The sequence below is a fragment of the Arthrobacter sp. efr-133-R2A-63 genome (genome assembly GCF_030209795.1).
GTDB lineage: Bacteria > Actinomycetota > Actinomycetes > Actinomycetales > Micrococcaceae > Arthrobacter > Arthrobacter bambusae_A.
The window spans coordinates 1-23489 of record NZ_JARVRG010000005.1 but is presented as its reverse complement, the minus strand read 5'-3'; the positions used below and the strand labels follow the sequence as shown (position 1 = coordinate 23489).

26 protein-coding genes are annotated in these 23489 nt (G+C 63.1%); 13 read left to right on the top strand and 13 right to left on the bottom strand.

What is annotated here, in order from left to right:
- The first annotated feature begins 8 nt into the window (after positions 1 to 8).
- Entirely contained in the window at positions 9 to 1310 is a 1302-nt protein-coding gene (locus tag QRN45_RS02510) for a M18 family aminopeptidase (protein WP_264637125.1), read from the top strand.
- 1 nt (position 1311) lies between these two features.
- On the opposite strand, the gene QRN45_RS02505 is transcribed toward QRN45_RS02510, so the two are convergent.
- Both QRN45_RS02505 and QRN45_RS02500 read right to left on the bottom strand, forming a co-directional pair.
- Positions 1312 to 1983, bottom strand: coding sequence for a DUF1345 domain-containing protein (locus QRN45_RS02505; protein WP_264637124.1), 672 nt, complete (start codon positions 1981 to 1983; stop codon positions 1312 to 1314).
- Positions 1984 to 2137: 154 nt separating this feature from the next.
- Entirely contained in the window at positions 2138 to 2476 is a 339-nt protein-coding gene (locus QRN45_RS02500; RefSeq protein WP_264637123.1) for a YnfA family protein, read from the bottom strand.
- 260 nt (positions 2477 to 2736) lie between these two features.
- On the opposite strand from QRN45_RS02500, the gene rpsF reads away from it, so the two are divergent.
- The 6 genes from rpsF to QRN45_RS02470 all read left to right on the top strand — a co-directional run bounded on the left by rpsF (position 2737) and on the right by QRN45_RS02470 (position 6177).
- Positions 2737 to 3042 (top strand): 30S ribosomal protein S6, encoded by a 306-nt coding sequence (gene rpsF / locus QRN45_RS02495; RefSeq protein ID WP_028267876.1) that lies wholly within the window; start codon positions 2737 to 2739, stop codon positions 3040 to 3042.
- 55 nt (positions 3043 to 3097) lie between these two features.
- A complete protein-coding gene (locus tag QRN45_RS02490; protein WP_078107100.1) occupies positions 3098 to 3673 on the top strand; it encodes a single-stranded DNA-binding protein in 576 nt (191 codons plus the stop codon).
- A gap of 124 nt (positions 3674 to 3797) precedes the next feature.
- Positions 3798 to 4037: a 30S ribosomal protein S18 gene (rpsR, locus tag QRN45_RS02485; RefSeq protein ID WP_003800144.1), complete on the top strand. Its 240-nt coding sequence runs from the start codon at positions 3798 to 3800 to the stop codon at positions 4035 to 4037.
- Positions 4038 to 4054: 17 nt separating this feature from the next.
- Positions 4055 to 4507, top strand: coding sequence for a 50S ribosomal protein L9 (rplI, locus tag QRN45_RS02480; protein WP_059388834.1), 453 nt, complete (start codon positions 4055 to 4057; stop codon positions 4505 to 4507).
- A 107-nt stretch (positions 4508 to 4614) separates the two neighbouring features.
- On the top strand, positions 4615 to 5451 hold the full coding sequence (locus tag QRN45_RS02475) for a PhzF family phenazine biosynthesis protein (protein ID WP_284762416.1): 837 nt from the start codon (positions 4615 to 4617) through the stop codon (positions 5449 to 5451).
- Between the two features lie 99 nt (positions 5452 to 5550).
- Positions 5551 to 6177, top strand: coding sequence for an FMN reductase (locus QRN45_RS02470; RefSeq protein WP_284762375.1), 627 nt, complete (start codon positions 5551 to 5553; stop codon positions 6175 to 6177).
- A 29-nt stretch (positions 6178 to 6206) separates the two neighbouring features.
- Here QRN45_RS02470 and QRN45_RS02465 read toward each other — a convergent pair whose 3' ends face one another.
- Both QRN45_RS02465 and QRN45_RS02460 read right to left on the bottom strand, forming a co-directional pair.
- The gene (locus tag QRN45_RS02465) at positions 6207 to 6782 is read right to left on the bottom strand and encodes a hypothetical protein (RefSeq protein WP_264637121.1); all 576 of its coding nucleotides are present in this window, start codon (positions 6780 to 6782) and stop codon (positions 6207 to 6209) included.
- 3 nt (positions 6783 to 6785) lie between these two features.
- On the bottom strand, positions 6786 to 7265 hold the full coding sequence (locus QRN45_RS02460) for a hypothetical protein (RefSeq protein WP_241707605.1): 480 nt from the start codon (positions 7263 to 7265) through the stop codon (positions 6786 to 6788).
- A 628-nt stretch (positions 7266 to 7893) separates the two neighbouring features.
- Here QRN45_RS02460 and dnaB point away from each other — a divergent pair.
- Entirely contained in the window at positions 7894 to 9273 is a 1380-nt protein-coding gene (gene dnaB, locus QRN45_RS02455) for a replicative DNA helicase (protein WP_184739940.1), read from the top strand.
- Here the strand turns inward: dnaB and QRN45_RS02450 are convergent.
- The 4 genes from QRN45_RS02450 to QRN45_RS02435 form a co-directional block, all read right to left on the bottom strand.
- Positions 9270 to 9917 (bottom strand): ABC transporter ATP-binding protein, encoded by a 648-nt coding sequence (locus tag QRN45_RS02450; RefSeq protein WP_241707604.1) that lies wholly within the window; start codon positions 9915 to 9917, stop codon positions 9270 to 9272. The genes dnaB and QRN45_RS02450 overlap by 4 nt on opposite strands.
- Before the next feature lie 29 nt (positions 9918 to 9946).
- Positions 9947 to 11806 (bottom strand): bacteriocin-associated integral membrane family protein, encoded by a 1860-nt coding sequence (locus tag QRN45_RS02445; protein WP_264637120.1) that lies wholly within the window; start codon positions 11804 to 11806, stop codon positions 9947 to 9949.
- A 236-nt stretch (positions 11807 to 12042) separates the two neighbouring features.
- A complete protein-coding gene (locus QRN45_RS02440; protein WP_264637119.1) occupies positions 12043 to 12333 on the bottom strand; it encodes a lactococcin 972 family bacteriocin in 291 nt (96 codons plus the stop codon).
- 775 nt (positions 12334 to 13108) lie between these two features.
- Entirely contained in the window at positions 13109 to 14077 is a 969-nt protein-coding gene (locus QRN45_RS02435; RefSeq protein ID WP_284762374.1) for an acyl-CoA thioesterase, read from the bottom strand.
- Between the two features lie 93 nt (positions 14078 to 14170).
- Between QRN45_RS02435 and QRN45_RS02430 the strand changes: the two genes are divergently transcribed.
- The 3 genes from QRN45_RS02430 (at position 14171) to QRN45_RS02420 (ending at position 16496) form a co-directional block, all read left to right on the top strand.
- Complete coding sequence (locus QRN45_RS02430) at positions 14171 to 15514, top strand: MATE family efflux transporter (RefSeq protein WP_264637117.1); 1344 nt, start codon at positions 14171 to 14173, stop codon at positions 15512 to 15514.
- A 9-nt stretch (positions 15515 to 15523) separates the two neighbouring features.
- Positions 15524 to 16078, top strand: a complete 555-nt coding sequence (locus tag QRN45_RS02425; RefSeq protein ID WP_413542295.1) for a hypothetical protein — start codon at positions 15524 to 15526, stop codon at positions 16076 to 16078.
- 67 nt (positions 16079 to 16145) lie between these two features.
- Positions 16146 to 16496 carry a hypothetical protein gene (locus tag QRN45_RS02420; RefSeq protein ID WP_078107111.1) on the top strand — a complete coding sequence of 117 codons (351 nt, stop codon included), beginning with the start codon at positions 16146 to 16148 and terminating at the stop codon, positions 16494 to 16496.
- Positions 16497 to 16511: 15 nt separating this feature from the next.
- Here QRN45_RS02420 and QRN45_RS02415 read toward each other — a convergent pair whose 3' ends face one another.
- On the bottom strand, positions 16512 to 17060 hold the full coding sequence (locus tag QRN45_RS02415) for a CGNR zinc finger domain-containing protein (RefSeq protein ID WP_078107112.1): 549 nt from the start codon (positions 17058 to 17060) through the stop codon (positions 16512 to 16514).
- Positions 17061 to 17130: 70 nt separating this feature from the next.
- Here QRN45_RS02415 and QRN45_RS02410 point away from each other — a divergent pair, with 70 nt between their 5' ends.
- Positions 17131 to 18162 carry an EamA family transporter gene (locus QRN45_RS02410; RefSeq protein ID WP_078107113.1) on the top strand — a complete coding sequence of 344 codons (1032 nt, stop codon included), beginning with the start codon at positions 17131 to 17133 and terminating at the stop codon, positions 18160 to 18162.
- Between the two features lie 40 nt (positions 18163 to 18202).
- Positions 18203 to 18475: a DUF2277 domain-containing protein gene (locus QRN45_RS02405; protein WP_059388822.1), complete on the top strand. Its 273-nt coding sequence runs from the start codon at positions 18203 to 18205 to the stop codon at positions 18473 to 18475.
- 120 nt (positions 18476 to 18595) lie between these two features.
- Here the strand turns inward: QRN45_RS02405 and QRN45_RS02400 are convergent, their stop codons facing one another.
- From QRN45_RS02400 to QRN45_RS02385, 4 genes are all read right to left on the bottom strand, one after another.
- The gene (locus QRN45_RS02400; RefSeq protein WP_264637116.1) at positions 18596 to 21028 is read right to left on the bottom strand and encodes a heavy metal translocating P-type ATPase; all 2433 of its coding nucleotides are present in this window, start codon (positions 21026 to 21028) and stop codon (positions 18596 to 18598) included.
- Between the two features lie 8 nt (positions 21029 to 21036).
- Complete coding sequence (locus QRN45_RS02395; protein WP_059388821.1) at positions 21037 to 21276, bottom strand: heavy-metal-associated domain-containing protein; 240 nt, start codon at positions 21274 to 21276, stop codon at positions 21037 to 21039.
- A 49-nt stretch (positions 21277 to 21325) separates the two neighbouring features.
- Positions 21326 to 21679 carry a metal-sensitive transcriptional regulator gene (locus QRN45_RS02390; RefSeq protein WP_264637115.1) on the bottom strand — a complete coding sequence of 118 codons (354 nt, stop codon included), beginning with the start codon at positions 21677 to 21679 and terminating at the stop codon, positions 21326 to 21328.
- A 71-nt stretch (positions 21680 to 21750) separates the two neighbouring features.
- Positions 21751 to 23139, bottom strand: a complete 1389-nt coding sequence (locus QRN45_RS02385; RefSeq protein ID WP_264637114.1) for a sensor domain-containing phosphodiesterase — start codon at positions 23137 to 23139, stop codon at positions 21751 to 21753.
- Positions 23140 to 23489: the final 350 nt, after the last annotated feature.

The following is a 23489-nucleotide window of genomic DNA, read 5'->3' as shown; positions in this document are numbered from 1 at the left end:
TCGGAGCCATGCCTTCGAACTCCGCTGCAGAACACATCCAGGACCTTGGCGCGTATGTGAGCGCATCGCCGTCGAGCTTTCACGCCGTCCACGAGGCCGCGCGCCGGCTCGATGTGGCCGGTTTCACGGCCCTTGATGAACTTCAGCCATGGGAAGGCGGCGCGGGCAGCTTCTACGTGATCCGGGACGGCGCCCTCATCGCTTGGGTGACACCGGAAGGCGCCACCGCCACCACCGCATTCAACATCCTTGGCGCCCACACGGATTCTCCGTCCTTCAAGCTCAAGCCCAAGCCGACAACGGGCAAATTCGGCTGGCTCCAGGCGGGCGTGGAGGTGTACGGCGGTCCCTTGTTGAACTCCTGGCTGGACCGTGAGCTGCGGCTCGCCGGACGGCTCGTGATGATGGACGGCACCCAGCACCTCACGGCTACCGGGCCGCTCCTGCGTTTTCCGCAGTTGGCCATCCACCTGGACCGGGCCGTCAATGACGGCCTCACGCTGGACAAGCAACAGCACATGAACCCGGTGTTCGGCCTCGGTGATCCCGATAGCGCGGACGTCCTGGCCATCCTGGCGGACTCCGTGGCCGGGGCTTCCGTGGATCCGGCGCGGATCGGCGGTTATGACATCGTGGTCGCGGACACGCAGGCGCCTGAGCAGTTCGGTGCCAAAGGCGAGCTCTTCGCTTCGGGACGCCTCGACAACCTCTCTTCGACACACGCCGGTCTCGCGGCCCTCATTGCGCACTCCGCCTCGGGAGCGCCGGCCGATGGCCCCATCGCGGTCCTGGCCGCCTTCGACCACGAAGAAATCGGCTCCGCCTCGCGTTCAGGCGCCTGCGGACCCATCCTCGAAGACATCCTCACCCGGATCTCCGACGGATTGGGCGCGACGGTGAGTGAACGGCGCCAGGCGTTGTCGGCGTCGTTCTGTGTTTCCGCGGATGCCGGCCACGCCGTCCACCCCAACTACCCCGAGCGGCACGATCCCGCCAACCGTCCCATCCTCAACGGCGGACCGCTCCTCAAGATCAACGCCAACCAGCGCTACGCGACGGACGCTACCGGCGCGGCATTCTGGGCGCGGCTGTGCGGCGACGCGGGCGTCCCCTACCAGGAGTTCGTTTCCAACAACGACGTCCCATGCGGCTCGACCATCGGCCCGCTGACGGCTACCCGCCTGGGGATCCGGACGGTCGACGTCGGAGTGCCTCTTCTGTCGATGCACTCGGCACGCGAGCTATGCGGCGTTGAGGACCCGCGCCACCTGGCCACTGTGGCCGAGTTGTTCTTCCGCACGGCAATCTAGCTCAGGATGCGAGGCTCACCACGAGGTTGATGGTGGTGGCGAGGATCCCGACGCCGAAAACGTAGGCGAGCAGGCTGTGCCGCAAGGCTGCAGACCGCATTGCCCTGGTGGTGATCGACGTATCCGAGACTTGGTAGGTCATCCCGAGGCTGAACGCCATGTAGGCGAAATCCGTGTATTGCGGCGGTTCTTTTTGGTTGAATTCGATGCCTTGGGGCGGATCCGACGTGTAGTACACCTCGGCGTAGCGCAGAGTGAAGAGGGTGTGCACCAGGAGCCACGACGCCACCGCACCGCCGAGGGCCAGCAGGGCGAGCATGAATTTGTCGAAACCGTGCGCATCCTTGGCCCCCAGCATTACCAGGACGAAGGCTGCCAGGGAGCCGACGGCGGCACACAGGATGAGAAGATCGGCGGTGGAGCGCCGCGGATCTTCCTCCCTGGCATGGGTTCTCGTCTGATCGGCCTTCATCGGGGTGATGACCGTCCACACGGAAATGTTGTAGACCGCCGCTGCCACTGCCCAACCCGCGGCCGGCGCATAGATCCACTGACCCCAGATCCCGGTCGCCACCGCAGCTGCGATGCCGGTGAGGAGCATGAGCCCGAATCGCAATCGGGAACGTTTGGCACGGGCAGACTTCGGACGCTGGTTCTTTGCTGCGGCGTTCATAGTCCGATCATGGCACGCCCGACTGCGGGCTCCGGCGTCACGCCACGCAGACTTTTGGCTGCCTCTGTGGAGCCGCGCCCCGGAAGAACGGGAGATCCCGACGTCGGACGGTCCAGAAAGTTGCGCGGCGTGACGGCTTAGCTGCCCGGCCGGCTTAGCTGCCCGGCCGGGGCGCGAACATGATGACGGCGACGCCCAGAAGGCAGATCATGGCACCGATGATGTCCCAGCGGTCGGGTCGGAATCCATCAAGGAGCATTCCCCAAGCCAATGATCCGGCGATGAACACCCCGCCGTATGCTGCGAGGACACGGCCAAAGTGTGCGTCCGGCTGGAACGCCGCCACGAAGCCGTAGATGCCCAGCGCCGCAATCCCCAGGCCTGCCCACCACCATGGTTTGGCCTCCCTGATCGATTGCCACACGAGCCAGGCCCCGCCGATCTCGGCGATGGCCGCGAGGACAAAGAGCGCGACGGATTTGAGGACGGTCATGGGTTCAGTCTGCCTGAGCCTGGCGTCGCCGTTCCACGCGGGTTATCCACATACCTGGGTTATCCACATAGGCGATGCGGCTCATTCCACCTTGTCGACACGCCGAATAGGCTTAGACACGGGAAATGGACTAAGATATTGAAGTCTGTGCTGCGCCCTGCTTCCGCTTCTGGAAGCGGTCACCAGCACTGTTCATCGCAAATGAACCTCCTGTTACGGAAATGCCGTAACCGCTTAGCCCAAAGGAGGTGGGTTCACATATGCGTCCTTACGAATTGATGGTAATCATCGACCCCGAGGTCGAAGAGCGTACCGTAGAGCCGTCGCTTCAGAAGTTCCTCAATGTCATCACCACCGATGGTGGAACCATCGAAAAGGTTGACATCTGGGGCCGCCGTCGCCTCGCTTACGACATCAAGAAGAAGTCCGAAGGTATCTACGCTGTGGTGAACTTCACCGCCAAGCCGGAAACCGCCAAGGAACTTGACCGCCAGCTGAGTCTCAACGAGACCATCATGCGCACCAAGATCACCCGCCCCGAAGAGCAGAAGGTCGTTGCTGAGTAATCTCAGCTCCAAGCTTTCATTCTTTACCCCGCAGGAACGAACAAGGAGGCAGTAGATGGCAGGCGAAACCACTATTACGGTCATCGGTAATCTCACCAATGACCCCGAACTGCGGTTCACACCGTCAGGCTCGGCGGTAGCGAACTTCACCATCGCTTCTACTCCCCGGACCTTCGACCGCCAGTCCAACGAATGGAAGGACGGGGAAACCCTGTTCCTCCGCGCTTCGGTCTGGCGCGAAGCAGCCGAAAACGTCGCCGAATCCCTCACCAAGGGCATGCGCGTGATCGTTTCGGGCCGCCTGAAGAGCCGTTCCTACGAAACCAAGGAAGGCGAGAAGCGCACCGTTATCGAGCTCGAGGTCGATGAAATCGGCCCGAGCCTGCGTTACGCCAACGCCAAGGTCAACCGCACCCAGCGCTCCGGCGGTCAGGGTGGCCAGGGCGGCTTCGGCGGCGGCAACAACAGCGGCGGCTTCGGAGGTGGCGGCGCTGGTGCAAACCAGGGCGGCAACTCCGGCGGAACATGGGGCGGCGGCCAATCCGCACCGCAGGAAGACCCCTGGGCTACCCCGGGCGTCAGCAATGCGGGCGGATGGGGCAACGGCCCGGATTCCGAACCTCCCTTCTAAACACCCATAAAAGCTCGACGCCGGAACCCGCCGACGTGCCGCGAGGCACCCGGGTGGCGACCGCCGTCGGGCACCACCATCCCGTGGATCCATTCCACGGGCTCCATAGAAAAGGAGCTCCACGATGGCTAAGGCTGAACTCCGTAAGCCCAAACCAAAGTCCAACCCCTTGAAGGCCGCTGACATCACCGTCATCGACTACAAGGACGTAGCATTGCTGCGCAAGTTCATCTCCGACCGCGGAAAGATCCGCGCCCGTCGCGTCACTGGCGTCACGGTGCAGGAACAGCGCAAAATCGCCCAGGCAATCAAGAACGCCCGCGAAGTTGCTCTGCTGCCTTACTCCGGCGCTGGCCGCGGCTAAGGAAGGGATTAACTAACATGGCAAAGCTCATTCTGACCCACGAAGTAACCGGTCTCGGTGCTGCTGGCGATGTTGTCGAGGTCAAGGACGGTTACGCACGTAACTTCCTGCTGCCCCGCGGCTTCGCTCTGACCTGGACCAAGGGTGGCGAGAAGCAGGTTGAGTCCATCAAGGCTGCCCGCGCTGCTCGTGCCCACGCTTCGGTTGAAGCTGCACAGGCCCAGGCCTCTGCGCTTTCTTCCAAGAAGGTCAAGCTCGTAGTGAAGGCCGGCGAGTCCGGTCGTCTCTTCGGCACCGTCAAGCCGGCTGATGTCGCTGCTGCAGTTGAGGCCGCTGGCCTCGGCTCCATCGACAAGCGCAACGTTGAACTGCCGAACCACATCAAGTCCCTTGGTTCGTACCAGGCCAACGTCCGCCTGCACGAGGATGTTTCCGCTGTCATCGACCTCGAGGTCGTTGCAGGGAAGTAGTCTCTGACATAGCTCGAAGGACCCCCGTCCCCGGTTTCCGGAGGCGGGGGTCCTTTGCTTTGCTCCCGGGTAAGCGGTGGTAGCCTGCAGCGGTGAACCTTGAAACCATGCGCACCAGGCCCTTCTCGCAAGTGGATGTCTTCACGGACGTGCCGTACCTCGGCAATCCGCTTGCCGTCGTCGTCGATGCTGAGGGGCTCAGCGCCGGGCAGATGCAGCACTTTGCCAACTGGACCAATCTGTCCGAGACCACCTTCCTGCTGCCGCCGAGCGACCCCATGGCCGATTACCGCGTCCGGATCTTCACGGGCAGCGAGGAATTTCCTTTCGCGGGACATCCGACGCTCGGCTCGGCGCACGCTTGGCTCGCGGCCGGCGGAGTGCCGAAACGGGACGGGATGCTCGTCCAGGAATGTGGCGCAGGATTGGTCAAGGTAAAGCTCGACGGCGGCCGGCTCGCCTTCGCGGCGCCGCCGCTGACCCGCTCCGGGCCCGTGGGCGAGGCAATCATGGAACAGTTGGCCGCCGGACTCCGCTTGCGCCAAGCGGCGCTCTTGGATGCCTCCTGGCTGGTCAACGGCCCGCAATGGATCGGTGTGCTGCTCGAATCGGCTGAGCAGGTCCTGGGCCTTGAGCCTGACCTTGCGGCGTTGGGGGATCTGAAGGTCGGCGTGATCGGTCCCCATGAAGCGGGTGCCGGCGTCGATTTCGAAGTCCGGACGTTCATTCCCGGAGACGCCATGGTGGAGGACCCGGTCACGGGAAGCTTCAACGCCGGGGCTGCCCAGTGGCTGATCGGCAGCGGCCGGGCACCGGAGCAATACCTCGCCGCGCAGGGGACGGCGCTGGGCCGGGCGGGACGCATCCACGTCAAAGCGGAAGACGGCGACATCTGGGTGGGTGGAAGCTCGGTCATGTGCATCCAGGGGACCGTCCGTCTGTAGCAGGGAATAAAAGGGGATGGGCCACGGTTTGGGAGTATAGATGCAAACGCATGTACTCTGGTTTGAAGCCATCGAACCGCCCAGCAACAGGAGATCGCCATGGAGACCCGCCGCATAACCGTCCTTTCCGCCGGACTTGGCGTACCGTCGTCGAGCAGGCTTCTTGCAGACCAGCTCGCCGCGTCCGCCAAGCGCCAGCTAGGGGATGCCGGGTACGAGGTGCGGGTGGATGTCATCGAACTCCGGGACCTGGCGGTGGATATCGCCAACAACTTCGTCACCGGCTATGCCGCACCGCGCCTCGCGGAGGTGATCGCCGGCGTCGAGGATTCCGATGGCATCATCGCCGTCACGCCCGTCTTCAGCGCGTCTTACAGCGGTCTGTTCAAGTCCTTCATCGACGTTCTGGACCCGAAGTCCCTGGACGGCAAAGCGGTCCTTCTCGGCGCCACGGGCGGCACCGATCGGCACCAGATGGTGCTCGACTACGCCATGCGGCCGCTCTTCACCTACCTCCGCACCCGGATCACGCAGACCTCGGTTTTCGCAGGACCCCAGGACTGGGGAAACACCGACGACGGCGCGTCGCCGCTGTCGGTCCGCGTGGACCGGGCGGCGGGCGAGCTGGCCCGGCTCCTGAGCGGCGAACAGCCGCACCGCAAGGCGGACGCGATGGAATCCCTGCCTTTTGAGCAGCTGCTCGCGGGGATCACCGCGGGACCCTAGCCGAGCCTGGCCTGCGCACGCTCCTGGCGCTAGTCGTCCAGCAGCTCGATGAACTCCCGGGCCTGCTTCATGCTGATGTCGGAATGCTTGGTGAGGGCCAAGGCTGCCGCTTCGACGTCGCCGCTCTTGGCCAGGGTGCGGATCCGTCCGTAGATCTCGTCGTTGAGCATGTTGCTGCTCACTTCGCGTGTCACGTCGCCCTTGCTGACGATTGCCCGGTAACGGTACGGGAAGTGCTCTGGTTCGTCGTCGTCAGGCATGAGGTCCTGCGGGGCCGGTTCGGGCTTGCGGAAAGGCTGTGGGTGCGCCGCAAGGGCGCCGACGGCGTCCCGTGAGGCGCGCAGGCCTTCTCCGGTGGCGCTGAGGTACAGCTTGATGGCCGCCATGGCCTGACCTTGGGCGATCAGGGAGTACAACTGCCGGTGTTGATCTTCCGTGAGCTTCGCAGCGGCTTCGCGGGCCAGTTCGACAGGGTCCACTTTCGCTTTGTCCGTGGCGGCAGTGCCGCGGAGTTCCGTGGAGCGGCGGGAGAGGACGCGGCTGATCAGGAGCACCCCGACGACGACGGCCGCCAGGATCAAGACCGGAACAAGTAGGGATGACATGCGCTAAAGCCGATCTATATAGTTCTTGGCGGTCAACAAGTCCGAGTGGGTTTGCTGGCGCAGGAGCTTGATGGCCTGAATCTTCTGCCCGCTGCGGACCATGCCCTGCAATTGCAGGGCGAACTGTGGGTTCAACTGCCCGTTGGGCAGGATAGGGGTGTTGTAGCCTGCCTGGCCGACCCCCGGGCCGGCCCCGGCTTGCGCCCTTAGTGCCGCCCGCGACTGGCTGTCCTGCTGGGACTGTTGCTGCGCGTTCTGGCTCGGCCTGGTGGATGCATCGATGCGGGCGCGTGCCGCCGTTGCAGCCTGCACTTGGGCGGCCTGGTGGGCTGCCGAGCGGACAGCCAGCTCCCGTTGATAGCGCTCAGCGTCGGACAACCCGGAGTTACGTGGTTTGAATGCCGCCGTCAGGGCCCAAATCACAGCCACAAGGATGACAACAGGCGTTGCGACCAGCAGTACATCCCCCACAGTGAAACCCATACCTAGAGCTTATGTCAGAACGCAGTTATCCACAGCACATTCCTGCTTTGGCATAGCTTCTGAGAGCCGTCTGTCAAATTCCGGAAGGCATTGTGGGGAGTATCACTTTTCTGGCATATTTATGGCCCTCCGGGCCGTTGGGTACGGGGCCGGGTGGGGTTTGCGCATATAGGCCTGTGGATGATCCGCTGAAGAAAATACTTTTGTTCCACATGCAACGAAGAACGTTTTCCCAGCTCAGAGGCTATTTGCGGCCAAAAGAATTTCTCTTTCCACAGGGTCATGCACAGACTGTGCACAAGTAGGGGTACGTATTCCACACTTTATCCACAGGCCCGGCTTGGTGCCCCGGAAAAGCAGGGCTAACGTGGCTGAGTACCTGCTTTAGGTACTTGGAAAACCCCTGTTTCTCATGGACTGCGCGTTGGTGCTGTCGGTAAGCAGCGCGCCCGCGGACCCGTCTGTGGATAAGTTGTGGAAATCTCGGGGAAACCAAAATTGTCGGTGCCTTGAGGGACAGTTTGGACCAGCCGGCATCAACGGCGCGGTCGGAGCAACCCATACCGGGGCATTGGCCTACCGCACCGCCGGAAACAGTTATCTGCCGCGGTACAAATGGAGGACGGCTTTGTCAGTTACGCACTTGGATTCGATCGAGGGCGGCCGGACATCGGACGCCAGCCGCAAACCTCCCCAGGACATTCCCGCTGAACAATCGGTTCTCGGCGGCATGATGCTGTCCAAGGACGCCATTGCCGACGTCGTGGAGATTGTCCGCGGCCATGACTTCTACCGTCCGGCCCACGAAACGATCTACGAGTCCATCATCGATCTCTACGGCCGCGGCGAACCCGCCGACGCCGTCACAGTGTCCGATGAGCTGACCAAACGCGGCGAGATCAACAGGATCGGCGGCCCCGCCTACCTGCACGAGCTCATCCAGACCGTGCCTACGGCGGCCAACGCCGGCTACTACGCAGAAATCGTGGCTGAGCGCGCTGTCCTGCGCAGGCTCGTCAACGCCGGCACCAAGATCGTCCAGATGGGCTACGGCCAGGACGGAGAGGTGGAAGACCTCGTCAACCAGGCCCAGGCCGAGATCTACGCCGTGGCTGAACGCCGTACTGCGGAAGACTACGTGGCGCTCAAGGACGTCATGGAATCCACCGTTGACGAGATCGAGGCATCCGGCCACCGCGGAGAAGGCATGACGGGCGTCCCCACCGGGTTCTACGAACTCGATGAGCTCACGCACGGTCTGCACCCGGGCCAGATGATTGTCATCGCCGCGCGCCCCGCCGTCGGTAAGTCCACGTTCGCGCTTGACTTCGCCCGTTCCGCCGCGATCAAGAACAACCTCGCCACCGTGATGTTCTCCCTGGAAATGGGACGCAACGAAATCGCGATGCGCCTGCTGTCCGCGGAAGCCACCATTGGCCTCCAGGACCTGCGCAAGGGCACCATCAAGGACGAGCAGTGGTCCAAGATCGCCACCACCATGGGACGCATGAACGACGCCCCTCTGTTCATCGATGACAGCCCCAATATGTCCCTCATGGAAATCAGGGCCAAGTGCCGCCGCCTGAAGCAGCAGCACGACCTCAAACTGGTGATCCTTGACTACCTCCAGCTCATGAGTTCCGGCAAGAAGGTGGAATCCCGTCAGCAGGAAGTCTCCGAATTCTCGCGTGCGCTCAAGCTGTTGGCCAAGGAGCTCCAGGTTCCGGTCATCGCGCTCTCGCAGCTCAACCGTGGGTCTGAACAGCGCCAGGACAAGCGGCCCATGGTCTCGGACCTGCGTGAATCGGGCTCCATCGAGCAGGACGCGGACATGGTCATCCTGCTACACCGCGAAGACGTCTACGACAAAGAGTCTCCCCGTGCCGGCGAGGCCGACATCCTCATCGCCAAGCACCGTAACGGTCCCACCAAGGACATCGTGGTTGCGTTCCAGGGCCACTACTCCCGCTTCGCCAACATGGCCGGCGAGACCGGCGGCGGGTTCTAGCTCCGCTCGAGTCCTAGTCGAAGTGTTGTGTCGCAGGCGTTCATGAGGGCCTCATCGTGGGTGGCAATAACGACAGCGGCGCCGCGGGCGGCCTCTTGCTGGAGGAAGCCTGTGACGAGGTTCCGGTTATCCAAGTCGAGGGACGCGGTGGGCTCGTCGGCGAAAATGATGTCGGCGGAGCGGAACATCGCCCGGGCCAGGCCGACGCGTTGCTTTTCGCCGCCGCTGAGGGTTGATACTTTCTCCTTGCCGCGGCCGGTGAGCCCTACTCGTTCGAGCGCCTCCCCGACGGCGGCTTTCTGGCGCCGCTGAAGTCCGAGGAGTGAAAGATGTGAGAGGGCGACGTTGTATTCGACTGATTCTTCGTCAATGAGCCCGTAATCCTGGAAGACGAACGCAGCGTGTTGCTGCCAAAAGCGGCGCCTGCGCCGGTCATCCCATTTGGTGGCGTCTTGCCCACCGACGGTTACGCGGCCACCATCGACGCGGAGGAGTTGGCCGAGAACGTTGAGAAGGGTGGTCTTTCCGGACCCGCTAGGCCCGATCAGCGCCAGAGTCTTTCCAGGCAGGCCGTGGGCGCTTTGTCCGTCCAAGACCTTTTTTCCTTCGATGGTGACGGTGACATTGTCTGCTTTGATGTCCATGAGAACCTTTCGAATGGTCGTGGTGGCGGTCAGGCTGCCCGGGAAAGGAGCCGTCTGAACACTCCTCGTGCCGAGCTGATATGCATGGTGAGACTGATGAGCACATAGAGCGGGACGGCGATCAAGGCCCACCAAACGTCCGGACGGGCGCCGGCGCCGAGGGTGAAGTACATGGCGACTGCCAGCACCAGGGCCAGCGCGCCCTCCCACGCCAGGCGGCGGGTGAGGGATTTGAGCCACGTCCAGCCTGAAGTGCGTTGCACGAAGATGCGCCGGGCTTTGGAGAGGGCGTAGACGAGGGCCGAAACCGCAGTGCTCATGGTGAGTGCGAGGAGGACCAGGGTGAAGGATAGTGTCTTCATGCCCGCGGACTGGTTTTGGAGCTGGCTGTTGTAGAGGGCGGCGTCCGAAATGCGGTCCACCGAGAGAACCACGCTCCCCAGGGAATGTCCGGCGAGGTAGTCACGGACCCAGCCTGCGTCGTTGAAGGTGAGATTCGCCGTGGTAAGGAAGCCGCCGATGGTGCTGTTGTTGAAAGTCTTGGCGGGGTCGGCCACGACGATGACGAGAGGGTTCCGGAAATGGGTCATCTCGCCAAGAACGGGCGCAAGTGCAGGGAATTCTTGCTGCCCCGTGTATCGGTAGTTTTGGAGCGACTGGTCCAGCCCGTTGAGGTTGTCGCCGGCTCGATTCCACAGTGGGAACTGTCTGGTCAGATAGTCCTTGAGGGTTGCCGGGAGTTCATCGAAGGAAACCTTCGTACCTTGCGCCCCGAGCGGGTCGCCCGTGGAAGGATCAGAAGCGATGAGCGGCGAGATCGCCTTGAGGTAGTTGGGATTTGCGATGACCACTCCGTCGTAGCCGCCGAGGTCGGCCGACCCGGTCTCGTCCTGTCTGACAAGGTATTCGGGCTTGATGGCGTAGGAAAGGGTCAGCTTGCCGGTGCTGGAAGCGGCGTCGGCAAGGTTGTGCAGTTCTGCTTGCCGGCTCTGAAACTCGGCATCCGAACGGACGCCTACGCGCAGTGAGACCTGGTCTTTCAAGACCTCCCACTGGGCGCCTTGGTTTGAAAGGTTCGTCGCCTCGGCGATGGATGCTCCGACGACGGGCAGCGTCACAGTCACCAAGACAAGGGTCGCTGCCTTGAGTAGTTCGCTGATCCGCTGGAAATGTCTCTCGGGAGGCTGGCGCGAAGCGATACCGTCCACGGACGGCCACGTCAACGCACTCACCAGCAGCGCACACAGGACCATCATGGCCAGGGCGCAGCTTAGGAACGCGGCGCTAGTGAGCGTGAAGGAGGTCAGATAGGAGGCCTTGCCTTGGGCAGTAAGGACGACAAGGGCTACAAGGACGCCGACGACCGCGGGAATCGCCACGACCCGGAACAGGGAGAGGAGGTCCTCGAGGACGATCTTGCTGGCGGGGGTACCGCATAAGACCTTCAGTGTGCGTGCCTTGGCACGCAGGACGTACCACGCGATCACCAGGGTAATGAGGAGGACCAGACACGTCAGGAAGGTCAGCCAAGCGCCCGTGCCCAACAGTGCCTGTTGGAGGACACCGACGGTGTCCTTTGCGGAAATGTTGCGCTTCACAAGGTGGGTGTCCAGCCATTGCGTCAGATGCAGCGTCGCGCTCTCGGACCCCGAGTAGACGTAGGGGCCGCTCAGGGAGGCGGTACCGAGTTCATGCGCGGACCGTAGCTGACCATGCATGCCGGGTTTGAACCATTCAAGCTCCTGCGCGGTCAGCGGCGCTTCCTTGCCGAAGGCGTACAGCGATCGTGAATTGAAGAAGTCCTCAGGATCTGCAACGACTTTGGCCAGGTGAAGACCTGTTGCGTCCGCCAGTGAATCCAACTCGGAAATGACGTGGGCTTTGGGCATTTGCACTTGGGAGAAATCAAGGCTCGCCGTAAATTCGGAACCTCGGGGGAATGCTTCCTCGGCTGTCGATATATAGATTCCTGCCAACACCGACAAGAACACGGCTATGCCCAATGAGGTAATTCGTACAAGTAACTTTAACATTTAGGACGCGTCCTCAAAATGGTGGGGAATCCGACCGGCGGAACGTGGAAGGTCCGCCGGGCGGCCATTAGCCAGGCAGGAATACCTTCCGGTTAGCAGACCCGGTAGTACCAGGAGTTGTGTGTCCAGATGTTTCCGGAGTGCCAAGCGTTCGCCCAGTAACCGCCAGCGGTATTAATACTGCTGTTGTAGCCCCAGTCGTTCCGAACCGATGAGCCATGGCACCGACTTCCGTGCATGTAATCGGAATAGATACCGATGTTGTAGCCGTAGTTCCACGTGCCGCCTTCGGCGGGATACTGGGTGCCAGCGACCGCAGCTCCTGCCACAGAACACAGCGCACCCGTGAGCGCGATACCTGCCAACGTCTTCTTCAGATTCATACAAATTCCCCCGAATTTATTAATGCGAATGCGAAATGGGGGGAATGTCAACGTTCAGATATATCCCCCACAAAGAAAGCTATCAGCATACTCCCAGCATTCAACCCAAGATCAGTAACGACTCGGTAACAACAATTACTAAGTTTTAAACAGCAAGATTACTATTGCCGAAAGCAATCAATTACTGCGAAGTAAAGGCGTAAAGAATGCGGAGCACGTTCCTGCCTTCACACTCAGGCGTCTCAGCATCGAGCAGGGTAGGCGCCGAAGGTCCAATAAGCTCGACGCCCATGCTGGATGCATCCTGCGACACGGGAAGTACCTCCTCTACTGGACAGCCACGATCGGACAGTGCAACAAGGAGCGGCAGCTGGTCATCAGCGCATATCTTCCAGCACGTTTGTGACCCTCATTCCAACCGATCAATGTCGAGATGGGATCACTTCGACGCCTCGCCCAAGCCCAAGGTCTGACGGGTTCCCGCCCAGGGGCCTCCTGCTCGCACCGCGGATCGCCCACGTCACCGGTCGGGGCTACAAGGGGCACGAGGACCGCTGTCCTCCATACTTGGCGGCCATTCGGCAGGCCCGGGTTGAGTCTCCGGATCGTGATCGCTGACGACGACCCACGGCTTGCCGCCGGGGGTGCCGCGACGGCATTGCTGGAGGGTGCCGACCTGCCTAGCGCAGTGTTTGCCCGCAGCGACGAGCTGGCCCATGGCGTGCGCGAAGCCGCGCGGCCTAGGACGTCGCGGCGCCAGACCCTCGCGGAACGCCTACCCGCCGTTGAGCAAATGATCGGGCATCCGGTTTCCGGGAGCCCGTCCTCGGATCTCCAGGAGTTCGCGGGCGTGGGCGTGAAGGCGCCTGTCCTCGTCGGTTTCCGGCACCCAGGGTGGGATCGGTACGGACGTGCCGGTTTCATCCCTGGCCACCATGACCGTGAGGCAGTACGTGGTCAGGTTCATCTCACGGCTCTTCGGGTTTCCGGAGCGCACGTGCACAGCGATATGCATGCCTTTGTAGCCTGTGTAGACGAGACGGGCTTCTACTTCCACCACGTCGCCGATCAAGAGCGGCCGGTAGAAGCGCACGCCCCCGGAGAACACCGCCACGGTGTCCTTGCCGCAATACCGTGAAGCGCAGACGTAAGCGGCCTCGTCGATCCACTTCATGACAATGCCGCCGTGGACCTTTCCGCCCCAGTTCACATCGGTGGGGGCCGCCATGAAGCGGAGAACAACGCGCTCGGCAGTGCCGGCGTCCGTATATTCCTGCGCGTTCATGGCTTCGACGATTTTCTCCCGGACGGCGATCCGCGCGAGGGCGTTGTCGCGCTGCTCGACTTCCTCCGGCGTCGAGGGCTCGAACTGGGGGACTGGAACCGGGCGGCCGTCGGGACCAACCGCAACGAAGATCACCAGGCACTGGCTGCGCATCGTGGCTGGGCCGCCCTTGGGGTCGCCCGAGGACACGGTGGTCCGGATATGCATGGAAGAGCGGCCCGTATAGACGATGGTCGCTTCGACCTCGACCATGTCTCCGCTGTTGACCGGGTCGGCGAAATGGATGTTGCCCACGTATGCGGTGACGCAATAGGACTTCGCCCAGCCAACAGCTGCCGCGTAGGCGGCCTTGTCCACCCACTCAAGGACTGTGCCAGCGTCGACGGACCCGCTGTGTCCGACGTCGGTGGGAGAAGCAAGGAACCGCAGCGTGACGGAGTGGGAGGGAAGCTCGCTCATGACGAGAGTGTATCGACGGCGCGGATCCCGGCGCGTTGTATGACGGTGCGGACCCGGGTCGGCAGTGTCGGCGCCCCCCGCTAGTCTGGGAAAGTGCCCCAAACAGTGACCCGTCCCACCCCGCCCTCCACGGCCCGGGAGATCCTGCGCCTTGCTGTCCCCGCCTTCGGGGCGCTCATCGCCGAACCCCTCTTCCTCTTGGCCGACTCCGCCATTGTGGGTCACCTTGGCGTGCCTCAACTCGCCGGCGTCGGACTGGCCTCCACCCTGCTGTACACGGCGGTCGGACTTATGGTCTTTCTGGCATATTCAACGACTCCAGCGGTGGCGCGGGCCATCGGGGACGGAAAACTCGCCAAAGCACTGGCCGCAGGCCGCGACGGCGCTTGGCTGGCCTTGCTGCTGGGTGCAGTTCTGGCGGTGGCGGGCTTCCTCGCGGCTGAGCCGCTGGTGGGGCTGCTTGGCGCCAGTGGTGAGGTGCGGACATATGCGGTGGACTATTTGCGCTGGTCCATGCCGGGACTCGTCGCCATGCTCCTGATCTTCGCCGGCACCGGAGTGCTCCGCGGACTGCAGGACACCCGCACCCCCTTGGTCGTCGCGACAGTGGGATTCGCCGCGAATATTGGCCTGAACTGGATCCTCGTCTACGGGCTGCACTTGTCAGTGGCCGGGTCGGCCATCGGAACCAGCATCGCGCAATGGGCCATGGCTGCTGTCTATTTGGTGATGGTGGGACGGAATGCCCGGCGTCATGGCGTTTCGCTGCGCCCTGATTGGCGCGGAATCCGCACGATGACCACCGTGGGTTCATGGCTCATGCTCCGCACACTCAGCCTGCGCCTGGCTATCTTGGCCACGGTCCTGGTGGTCACCTCCCAAGGGTCCGTCAACCTCGCCGCGCACCAGCTCGCCATGACAATCTTCTCCTTCCTTGCCTTCGCCCTGGATGCCTTGGCTATTGCTGCGCAGGCCCTTATCGGCAAGGAACTCGGCGCCTCCCGCCCGGGGAGGGCGCGCGAACTCACCCACACCATGATCCGCTGGGGTGCGGGCTTCGGCGTCGTGACCGGTGTGCTCCTCGCGGTGGCTGCGCCGTGGGCGGGATTCCTCTTCACCTCCGACGCCGGCGTCCAGTCCGCGCTCACCGCGGCGCTGTGGGTGCTCGCCGTCGGGCAGCCCCTCGCTGGTTACGTCTTCGTTCTGGACGGCGTCCTGATCGGTGCGGGCGATGCCCGCTACTTGGCGATTGCCGGCGTCGTGAACCTCGCGGTCTATCTGCCGCTTTTGGCGGCAGTCCACGCGACAAGGCCCGACGGCGCGGCGGGGCTCGTGTGGCTCTGGGGGGCGTTCGCGCTGGGCTACATGGCGGCCCGCGGGGTCACCTTGGGGCTGCGGTCCCGGTCTGACAAATGGATGGTCCTCGGTTCGCACTAAACTGGACTGGTGACTCTCCCCACCTCTTCAGCGACTTCATCCACGCCCATGGCAACCGGACTCTGGAAGCCCGTACTTCTCCGCGCCGGTGTTGCGCTGGTGTTTGGAGCCGTGACTGTCTTCTGGGGCTCGCCGTCCGTGCACGTTCTGGCTTGGGCTACCGGGCTCTATCTGCTCGCAACCGGGGGCGCGGCATTCCTGGCCGCGAGCATTCCGGCAGCCGCGGCCGTCGTCGTTGGCCTGGCAGGTGTAGGTGCCTTGATGACGCAGTCCGATACGGGCGTTGGCGTTTCAGCGCTCGTGGGATTGCTGGTGCTCGGGGGGTTCGAACTAGTCAAGGGATTCCGGCGGCGCGGACGCCACGTGCTCGCCCGCGACTGGATCATTTCAGGCGTGGTGGGCATCGGCACTGCCGTGGCCTTGCCGTTCTTCATCAGCTTGGGAGCCCACGCGCTTCTCGGCGTCGCCGGCGGCGGCGCCATCATCTCGGGAGTCTTGTGGGTGCTGTCCGGGTTGAGCCTGCGGCACGATGGGCAAACCCCCTCCGCCGAGGCCGTAAACTAGTAGTCGTACGTTCTACCCTGCGTAGAACTCTCAAGGCGCGTATGGCGCCAGCACCCACATTGGAGGAATGACCTTGGCTGACCAGAAACCAGGAGAGCCGCGCAAGATGCGGACCTCGGTTAAGGGACCGCTGATGTTCTCCGCGTTCTGGGGTGTCTTGGTCTTTTTCGCCGTGCTGATCTTCGCCTCCGGCGGCAGTGCCCGCACTCCGCGCTTTGACCTCGCCTTTACCGGTGGCGGCATCGCCTTCATTGTGAGCCTCGTCCTCGCCGCCATGCTTTCCATGAGCTACAAGGAAAACGCCGAGCACCTCGGCAAGGGCTCGGGCGTCAACCTAAGTTCCAGGAAGCCGGGCCAGAGTCACGGATCCGCGGCCCCCCATGCGGGCAGCGAAACGGAAACCCCCGACGCCAACTAGGCCGTCTTACTCCCCTCACTCCGTCCCCGATGCCTTTCGGGCCCGGTAGGCGGCCACGTGCGTCCGGTTGGCGCAGTTGCCGGTATCGCAATAGAGCTTGGATCGGTTGCGGCTCAAGTCCAACACGACGGCGTCGCAATCGTCTGCCGCGCACACCCGCAGGCGGTCCATTTCCTTGCTGCGGATGACGTCCACGAGCGCCATGGCGGCTTCGGTGCCCATGCGCTCCGCGAGGGGCGCCTCGGGGGTAGTGGCGTGCAAATGCCAATCCCAATGATCGTGCTTGACCAATTGGGGGAGGGCCCGCGCATCGATGAGGAGCTGGTTGACGGTCTCCACGGCCGCGTCTTCATCGGCCGTCCACAAGGAAGCCAGCTGGCTCCGGAGTCGCTTCACGCTGGCTAATTCGGCCTCGTTTCCTTCCCTGGCGCCAGTGAATTCTTCCGCGTCGAGGAAGGCGTGGAGCTCGGCGACACCCGGGAGGGATTCGGTGCCGTTGGCAGCCGTGTTGATCAAATTGACCACACTTCGAAGCGCCACTTCAGTGTCAGGTGCAAAAAGCACTTTGACTCCTTACATCTCTCGGAGGTAGTGTCAGTAGCGTAACCCATTTTACTCCTGACAGGAGGCTGCTGTGTCAGCTGCAACAAACCGGGCTGGTGCTGCGGGCTTCATGGCGTCGGGCCTGGGGCTCGCGCTCTTTTCTTCAGCGGTCTTCGGCTTGTCAGGCTCGTTCGCCAAGTCCCTCCTGGAAACGGGGTGGACCCCCGGTGCGGCAGTTGCCATCCGATTGAGCGGCGCTTCGCTCATCTTGGTGATCCCGGCCGTCGTCGCCCTCCGGGGCCGTTGGCACCAACTCAAGGACAACTGGCTCACCATCCTGTTGTTCGGCGTCATCGGTGTTGCGGGGTGCCAGCTTTTCTACTTCAACGCGGTGTCCAGGCTGTCCGTGGGCGTCGCCCTCCTGCTCGAATACCTCGCGCCAACCATGATCGTCCTGTGGCTGTGGGCCGCGAGCCGACGCCGACCCCGGGCCCTCACGGCCATTGGAACGCTGCTGTCCCTCGGCGGTCTCGTCCTGGTGCTTGATCTCACCGGTTCCGTGAAGGTGGACTTCGTCGGCGTCTTGTGGGGCATGGCCGCGGCCGTCTGCCTGGTCATCTATTTCTTCATCACGGCCAAGCAGAACGACACATTGCCGCCCATTGTCCTGGCTTCCGGCGGTCTCATGGCCGGTTCAATCCTCATTTGGATTGCCGGCGCAACCGGTCTGGTGTCCATGAATTTCGCTACCGCGGACACGCAGCTCGGGCCGTGGACCACGCCATGGTGGGTCTCGATCGCCGGCCTTGTCATCCTGTCCACCGTGCTGTCCTACGTCACGGGGATCATGGCAGCACGAAGCCTCGGTTCCAAAGTGGCATCCTTTGTCTCGCTCACCGAAGTGCTGTTCGCCGTGGTGTGGGCCTGGCTTTTGCTGGCCGAATTGCCGGGAGCCATCCAGCTCGTGGGCGGGGCGCTCATCGTGTGCGGAGTGGTGTTGGTTCGAATCGACGAGCTACGTGCGGACAAGCGCGATGCCGTGGAGTCCGGTACATTCCACGCGGCCCTGGAGCTTGACCACGCAAACGACGTCGAGCCGGTTCCATCCGAGCGGGTCCTCTAAAACCGAGCCTTGAGGGAGGGCCAGGGCCTAGCATGTTGATATGTGCCGGAATATCCACACCCTCCACAATTTCGAGCCACGAGCCACCTCAGCGGAGGTGGAAGCTGCAGCACTGCAATACGTGCGCAAGATCAGTGGCACGACGAAGCCGTCGAAGGCCAACGAGGAGGCCTTCGCCGAGGCCGTCCATGAGATCGCGCATATCACCCAGCATCTGCTCGATTCCCTCGTGACCCACGCGCCCGCTCGCAACCGCGACGAGGAGGCGGCCAAAGCCCGGGCCCGCGCGGCTGTTCGTTTCGGAACGGCCTGACTTCCCCCAACTGGCTGGGCCAGCTTCCCCCAACTGACTGGCAGTTGTTGCCGTTTTGACGCTGCATAACGACAACAACTGCGAGTTAGTTGGGTGGGCCGTGAGTTGGGTGGGCAGGGGCTACTTTGCGAACGAGCGCAACCGGAGCGAATTAGCGACCACCAGGACCGAGCTCGCAGCCATGGCCGCACCGGCGATCATCGGGTTGAGCAAGCCAAGGGCAGCAACAGGGATGCCTATGGCGTTGTAGAAGAACGCCCAGAACAGGTTCGTCTTGATGGTGGTGAGCGTCTTCCGGGACAGCTCGATGGCTTGCACCAGCTGCCCGAGGTCACTGCCCATCACGGTCAGATCCGAGGCCTCGATGGCGACGTCCGTGCCCGACCCCATCGCGATGCCCAGGTCGGCCTGTGCCAGGGCTGCGGCGTCGTTGACCCCGTCCCCCGCCATCGCCACAGTGGACCCCTGGGACTGAAGCTTCCGGACCGCGTCCACTTTGCCCTCCGGCAGGACCCCCGCGAACACGTCTTCCGGGGCGATCCCGACGGCGGTGGCCACTTGGGCGGCGACGGCGGCGTTGTCTCCGGTCAGCAGCAGGGGTCGGATCCCGAGTTCCTTGAGCTTCGCTATGGCCGCTGCCGAACCGGGTTTGACGGTGTCCCTGAGGGTCACGACCCCAGCGGGCTTTCCGTCCACAGCCACCCAGATGGCGGTAGCGCCACCGGCTTCCTCAGTTGCCAGTGCCTGGCGCTGTGCGTCGTCAGGGAAAATTCCGTTGAGTTCCAGCCAGCCGGTCCTGCCTGCCACGACCGTTCGTTCGGCGCCCTTTCCGGCTCCGTTCAGCGCGACCATTCCCCGGACTCCGCCGCCCGGGGCGGAACTGAAGTCCTTCACAGCGGGGAGCGGACCGGCGTCGGGCATTGCGGACTTGGCGGCAGCAGCAATGGCGTGGGCGATGGGGTGCTCCGACGCTGCCTCGACGGCGCCGGCAAGAGACAGGACATCGGCGGGGGAGTGGCCGTTCAAGGCCAAGGTGTGTCCAACGGCCAGCTTGCCGCTCGTGACGGTACCGGTCTTGTCCAACAGGATGGCATCCACCGTGCGCGTATCTTCAAGCACCTGGGGCCCCTTGATCAGGATGCCGAGCTGAGCGCCCCGGCCGGTCCCGGTCAGGAGCCCAACCGGCGTCGCGAGCCCAAGCGCGCACGGGCACGCAATCACGAGCACTGCCACAGCAGCGGTGAACGAGGCATTGAGGTCCCTGCTCAGGACGAGCCAGACTGCGAAAGTAACCACGGCGATGACCAATACGACCGGCACGAAGACGGCGCTGATGCGATCGGCGAGCCGTGCGATCGGGGCCTTGCCCGTCTGCGCCTGGCTGACCAACCGCCCCATCTGGGCGAGCGTCGTGTCGGAACCGACGCGGGTTGCCCGGACCAGCAGACGGCCCGAAGCATTGATGGTGGCGCCCGTGACCTGGCTTCCCGGGCCGACCTCCACGGGCACCGATTCACCGGTGACCAATGAGGCATCCACGGCCGACGAACCACTCGTCACCAAGCCGTCCGTGGCGATCTTCTCTCCGGGGCGGACCACGAAGATGTCCCCTGCTACGAGTTCCTCGGCCGGGATCTGGTGCTCGACGCCGTCGCGCACCACCGTTGCGTCCTTGGCTCCCAGGTTCAGCAGCGCCTTGAGGGCATCGCCGGCCTTCGCTTTGGCATTGGCCTCCAGAAAGCGGCCCAGGAGCAGGAACGCGGTGACCACGGCCGCAACTTCGAAGTACAGTCCGCCGCCCATGCCCCCCGTGGACTCCATGCCGGGGTGTTCAGTCATCATGGGGTTCGCGAAGAGCTGCCACGCAGAGTAGAGGTACGCGGCAAGGACACCAATGGAGACGAGCGTGTCCATGGTCGAGGCGAAATGGCGTGCGTTGATGGCGGCGGCGCGGTGGAAGGGCCACGCCGCCCACGTCACCACGGGAAGGGCCAGCAACGCGGCGACCCAACCCCAGTGCGGGAACTGCAAAGCTGGAATCATCGAGATGGCGAAGACCGGGACCGTCAATATGGCCGCAGCGATCAGTCTCGGACGCAATTTCGACGCTGCGGGTCCGTGGTGCATGTGGTCTTCGTGGGTGCCCGCATTGTGGTCGCCGGCCGCGGCGGCACCGGCGCCATGCTCTGCATGCTCGCTCGTGCCTCGCTTAGACGCATGCTGGCGCATACCACCGGCACCGTCGCTGTGGTCATGTTCCGTTGCACCGTTGTCACCGGCGCTGCCTTCGGTGCTGGACGGGCTGGGCCTCGATTCGCGGATTCTGGCTTTGTAGCCCGTTGCGTTGACGGTGTCCACGATTTGTTGGTCCGTGACGTTGTCCGGGACGGTGACGTGGGCTGATTCGAGGGGGAGATTGACTGAAGCTTCCACGCCGTCGAGCTTGCCCAGCTTCCGCTCCACGCGGGCCACGCAGGATGCGCATGTCATCCCCTCGATGTCGAGCTCGATGATTCGCGTCCCCGTTTGGTGGAGGATATCGTGATTGCTCACATTGGCCCCTAGGCCTCGTTGGCGACTACCAAGTAGCCGGCTTCCGCGACAGCTTCGCCGATTTCCGACGGCGATAGTTCCTGGGTGGAGGTGATGGTGACCGTGGAGATTCCGCCGGCATTCAGGTCGATCTCGACATTCTCCACACCCGCCAAGGACTCGATTTCCTCGCTGACGGCTGAAACGCAGTGCCCGCAGGTCATGCCGGAAACGCTGACGTTCGTCTGGATGGTGGCGGTGTGGCCCATGGAGTGCTCCTTGGTCGTGATGTGAATTGTGTGGTGAGTGCTTGAGGGGTTAACGCAGCAGGCGCCCGATGGCATCGGCTGCTTCCTTGACCTTGATGTCGATTTGCTCGGCGCGCACGACGGGATCCGACTCGGAGGCAGCTCCGACAACGCAATGCCCGATGTGTTCCTCCACGAGCCCAAGGCTCACGGCATGCAATGCCTTAGTGACTGCAGAGACTTGGGTGAGGATGTCGATGCAGTATTTGTCCTCTTCCACCATGCGCGCAATGCCGCGCACCTGGCCCTCGATCCGCTTAAGGCGTCGCAAGTATGCGTCCTTGTTGGGAGAGTAGCCGTGCTGGCCATTGTTCAAGTCAACCGGGTTGTTCAGGTCCACCGGATTCACATCGATCGTGCTCATGGTGCAAATTTATACCCCCTAGGGGTATAAATCAAGTACCCCCTGGGGGTATAGGCGGGAACCGGCCGCCGCTACCCCCAGCTCGCCCAGTCCTCCGGGCTCAGCGAGGGGCGACCGATCAGATAGCCCTGGGCTGCGGTCATTCCGAGTTCGGTTACCGCGGCCAGCTCTGCCTCGGTTTCGATTCCTTCCGCCACCAAGGCGGCTCCGATTTCGGAGGAAAACCCGACCATCGCAGCGCCCAGGGCCCGCTGTGCCGGATCGGTGTCGATGCCGGCGATGATCTCGCGATCGAGCTTAATGAGGTCTGGTTTGAGCTGCAGGATGTGGCGCATCGAAGCGAAGCCGGCACCGGCGTCGTCGACGGCGATTCTCAGGCCCGCGCGCCGCAACGGTGCAAGTGCGTCCGCGAGCGGTCCGTAGTTGCCGACCTCATGGCGTTCCGTGACCTCCAGCACGATGCGCCGCGGGGGGATGGCCGACTCCACAATCGCAGCTGCCAAACGTGGGTCAAGGCATGCGCGCGGCGAGAGATTTGCCGCGACGTACAGCCCTGGCGGGAGCGACGCACCGGTAGTGAGTGCGGTCCGGAGTGCGAGGATTTCGAGCTCGACGTCCAGGCCGACCGAAGCAGCTTCAATGAACCGCACCTCCGGGGACAACTCCTGGTATCCACTGAACCTTGTCAGGGATTCGACTCCAACGACTTTGCGCATTTCCAGGCACAGGATCGGCTGGAATGCTGTGATGACTGAACCGTCAGTGAGCAATTCCTGGATGCGGGCGGTGACTTCTGCACGCATGCGTGCTGTCTCTGGATTCAAGACACGGCAGGTGCCCTCGAAACCGCGATCCCGGCCCTCCCTGTCGCGCATTGGCCTTCCGGCAACGTCAACCAAGACGCGGCTGCCGTCCCGGTGCCGACACACGGTGACTACCCGAGACCATGAGGAGTCACCGCTTTCCCTGGCTTTCCAGTCCAGCCGCGCATCCGCCAGATCCCCGGGGTCGATGATGCGTGTGATGTTCCTTCCCAGCAGTTCGGAAGGCTCGTATCCCGTGATGTCCTTGCACGCCGGGCTGCAGAATGTAAATCGCCCATCGGGCCCGGTGGCCCACAGCCAGTCCTGGCTCGTATGCAGCACCGTGTCCATCAAACGCGATGTTTGGAACGCTTGGCTGCGCTCCCGCTGCTGCTGCCGCATGAGACGCCACGCCGCCAACACCACCAGCGGCACAATCAACAGCGCTAGAAGGGCTGGGAATCCGGTTGATCCGTCCAGGCTGAGCCACGGTGGAAGCCCGAAAGCCAACGGCAGGCGGATAGACAAGGCGACCGCAGCTTCGATGAATACGACAACCAGAAGCCACCATCCAGTTGAGGCGGATGCCGGCGCGGTTGCTTGGCGTCCCTTGCGGGAAGACGCCCTCTTGAGCCTGGGAACGCGCATGAAGGGCATCACCCAATAGTGCCACCATGCCGTGGAATTCGCCGTAATCGGCAGCGGGTCGATCCAGAGGCGCACAACCCCCGACGACGGCTCCCCGGAACCCGGCTTAAACAAAGAGCTCCGGAGTGCGTTATTGGGGGATACGCACTCCGGAGCGGACTTTGGAGCAGGTTCTTTGGGTTCCTGCTGACAATTAGCTTACGTGCCCCAACAGCACTCCGCTACCAATCTGAATAACTACTTTCACTTTACTTTTTCCAGCCCCGGATTCGCGCCGAAGTCCGGTGTCTGGTCAGCTCGGTGCCCCCCTGTTACCTCATGTCAATACCTCCGGGAAGGGGCATTCGTCGCCTCAGTTG

What these genes read in the sequence shown, in the direction of transcription:
- QRN45_RS02490 (WP_078107100.1), top strand. Translation starts at nt 3,098, where the DNA reads ATGGCAGGCGAAACCACTATTACGGTCATCGGTAATCTCACCAATGAC.
- QRN45_RS02510 (WP_264637125.1), top strand. Translation starts at nt 9, where the DNA reads ATGCCTTCGAACTCCGCTGCAGAACACATCCAGGACCTTGGCGCGTAT.
- QRN45_RS02405 (WP_059388822.1), top strand. Translation starts at nt 18,203, where the DNA reads ATGTGCCGGAATATCCACACCCTCCACAATTTCGAGCCACGAGCCACC.
- QRN45_RS02420 (WP_078107111.1), top strand. Translation starts at nt 16,146, where the DNA reads ATGACCTTGGCTGACCAGAAACCAGGAGAGCCGCGCAAGATGCGGACC.
- QRN45_RS02445 (WP_264637120.1), bottom strand. Translation starts at nt 11,806, where the DNA reads ATGCCCAAAGCCCACGTCATTTCCGAGTTGGATTCACTGGCGGACGCA.
- QRN45_RS02450 (WP_241707604.1), bottom strand. Translation starts at nt 9,917, where the DNA reads ATGGACATCAAAGCAGACAATGTCACCGTCACCATCGAAGGAAAAAAG.
- QRN45_RS02465 (WP_264637121.1), bottom strand. Translation starts at nt 6,782, where the DNA reads ATGTCATCCCTACTTGTTCCGGTCTTGATCCTGGCGGCCGTCGTCGTC.
- QRN45_RS02470 (WP_284762375.1), top strand. Translation starts at nt 5,551, where the DNA reads ATGGAGACCCGCCGCATAACCGTCCTTTCCGCCGGACTTGGCGTACCG.
- QRN45_RS02460 (WP_241707605.1), bottom strand. Translation starts at nt 7,265, where the DNA reads ATGGGTTTCACTGTGGGGGATGTACTGCTGGTCGCAACGCCTGTTGTC.
- QRN45_RS02440 (WP_264637119.1), bottom strand. Translation starts at nt 12,333, where the DNA reads ATGAATCTGAAGAAGACGTTGGCAGGTATCGCGCTCACGGGTGCGCTG.
- rplI (WP_059388834.1), top strand. Translation starts at nt 4,055, where the DNA reads ATGGCAAAGCTCATTCTGACCCACGAAGTAACCGGTCTCGGTGCTGCT.
- QRN45_RS02385 (WP_264637114.1), bottom strand. Translation starts at nt 23,139, where the DNA reads ATGCCCTTCATGCGCGTTCCCAGGCTCAAGAGGGCGTCTTCCCGCAAG.
- QRN45_RS02435 (WP_284762374.1), bottom strand. Translation starts at nt 14,077, where the DNA reads ATGAGCGAGCTTCCCTCCCACTCCGTCACGCTGCGGTTCCTTGCTTCT.
- QRN45_RS02390 (WP_264637115.1), bottom strand. Translation starts at nt 21,679, where the DNA reads ATGAGCACGATCGATGTGAATCCGGTGGACCTGAACAACCCGGTTGAC.
- rpsF (WP_028267876.1), top strand. Translation starts at nt 2,737, where the DNA reads ATGCGTCCTTACGAATTGATGGTAATCATCGACCCCGAGGTCGAAGAG.
- QRN45_RS02475 (WP_284762416.1), top strand. Translation starts at nt 4,615, where the DNA reads ATGCGCACCAGGCCCTTCTCGCAAGTGGATGTCTTCACGGACGTGCCG.
- QRN45_RS02505 (WP_264637124.1), bottom strand. Translation starts at nt 1,983, where the DNA reads ATGAACGCCGCAGCAAAGAACCAGCGTCCGAAGTCTGCCCGTGCCAAA.
- rpsR (WP_003800144.1), top strand. Translation starts at nt 3,798, where the DNA reads ATGGCTAAGGCTGAACTCCGTAAGCCCAAACCAAAGTCCAACCCCTTG.
- QRN45_RS02500 (WP_264637123.1), bottom strand. Translation starts at nt 2,476, where the DNA reads ATGACCGTCCTCAAATCCGTCGCGCTCTTTGTCCTCGCGGCCATCGCC.
- QRN45_RS02395 (WP_059388821.1), bottom strand. Translation starts at nt 21,276, where the DNA reads ATGGGCCACACCGCCACCATCCAGACGAACGTCAGCGTTTCCGGCATG.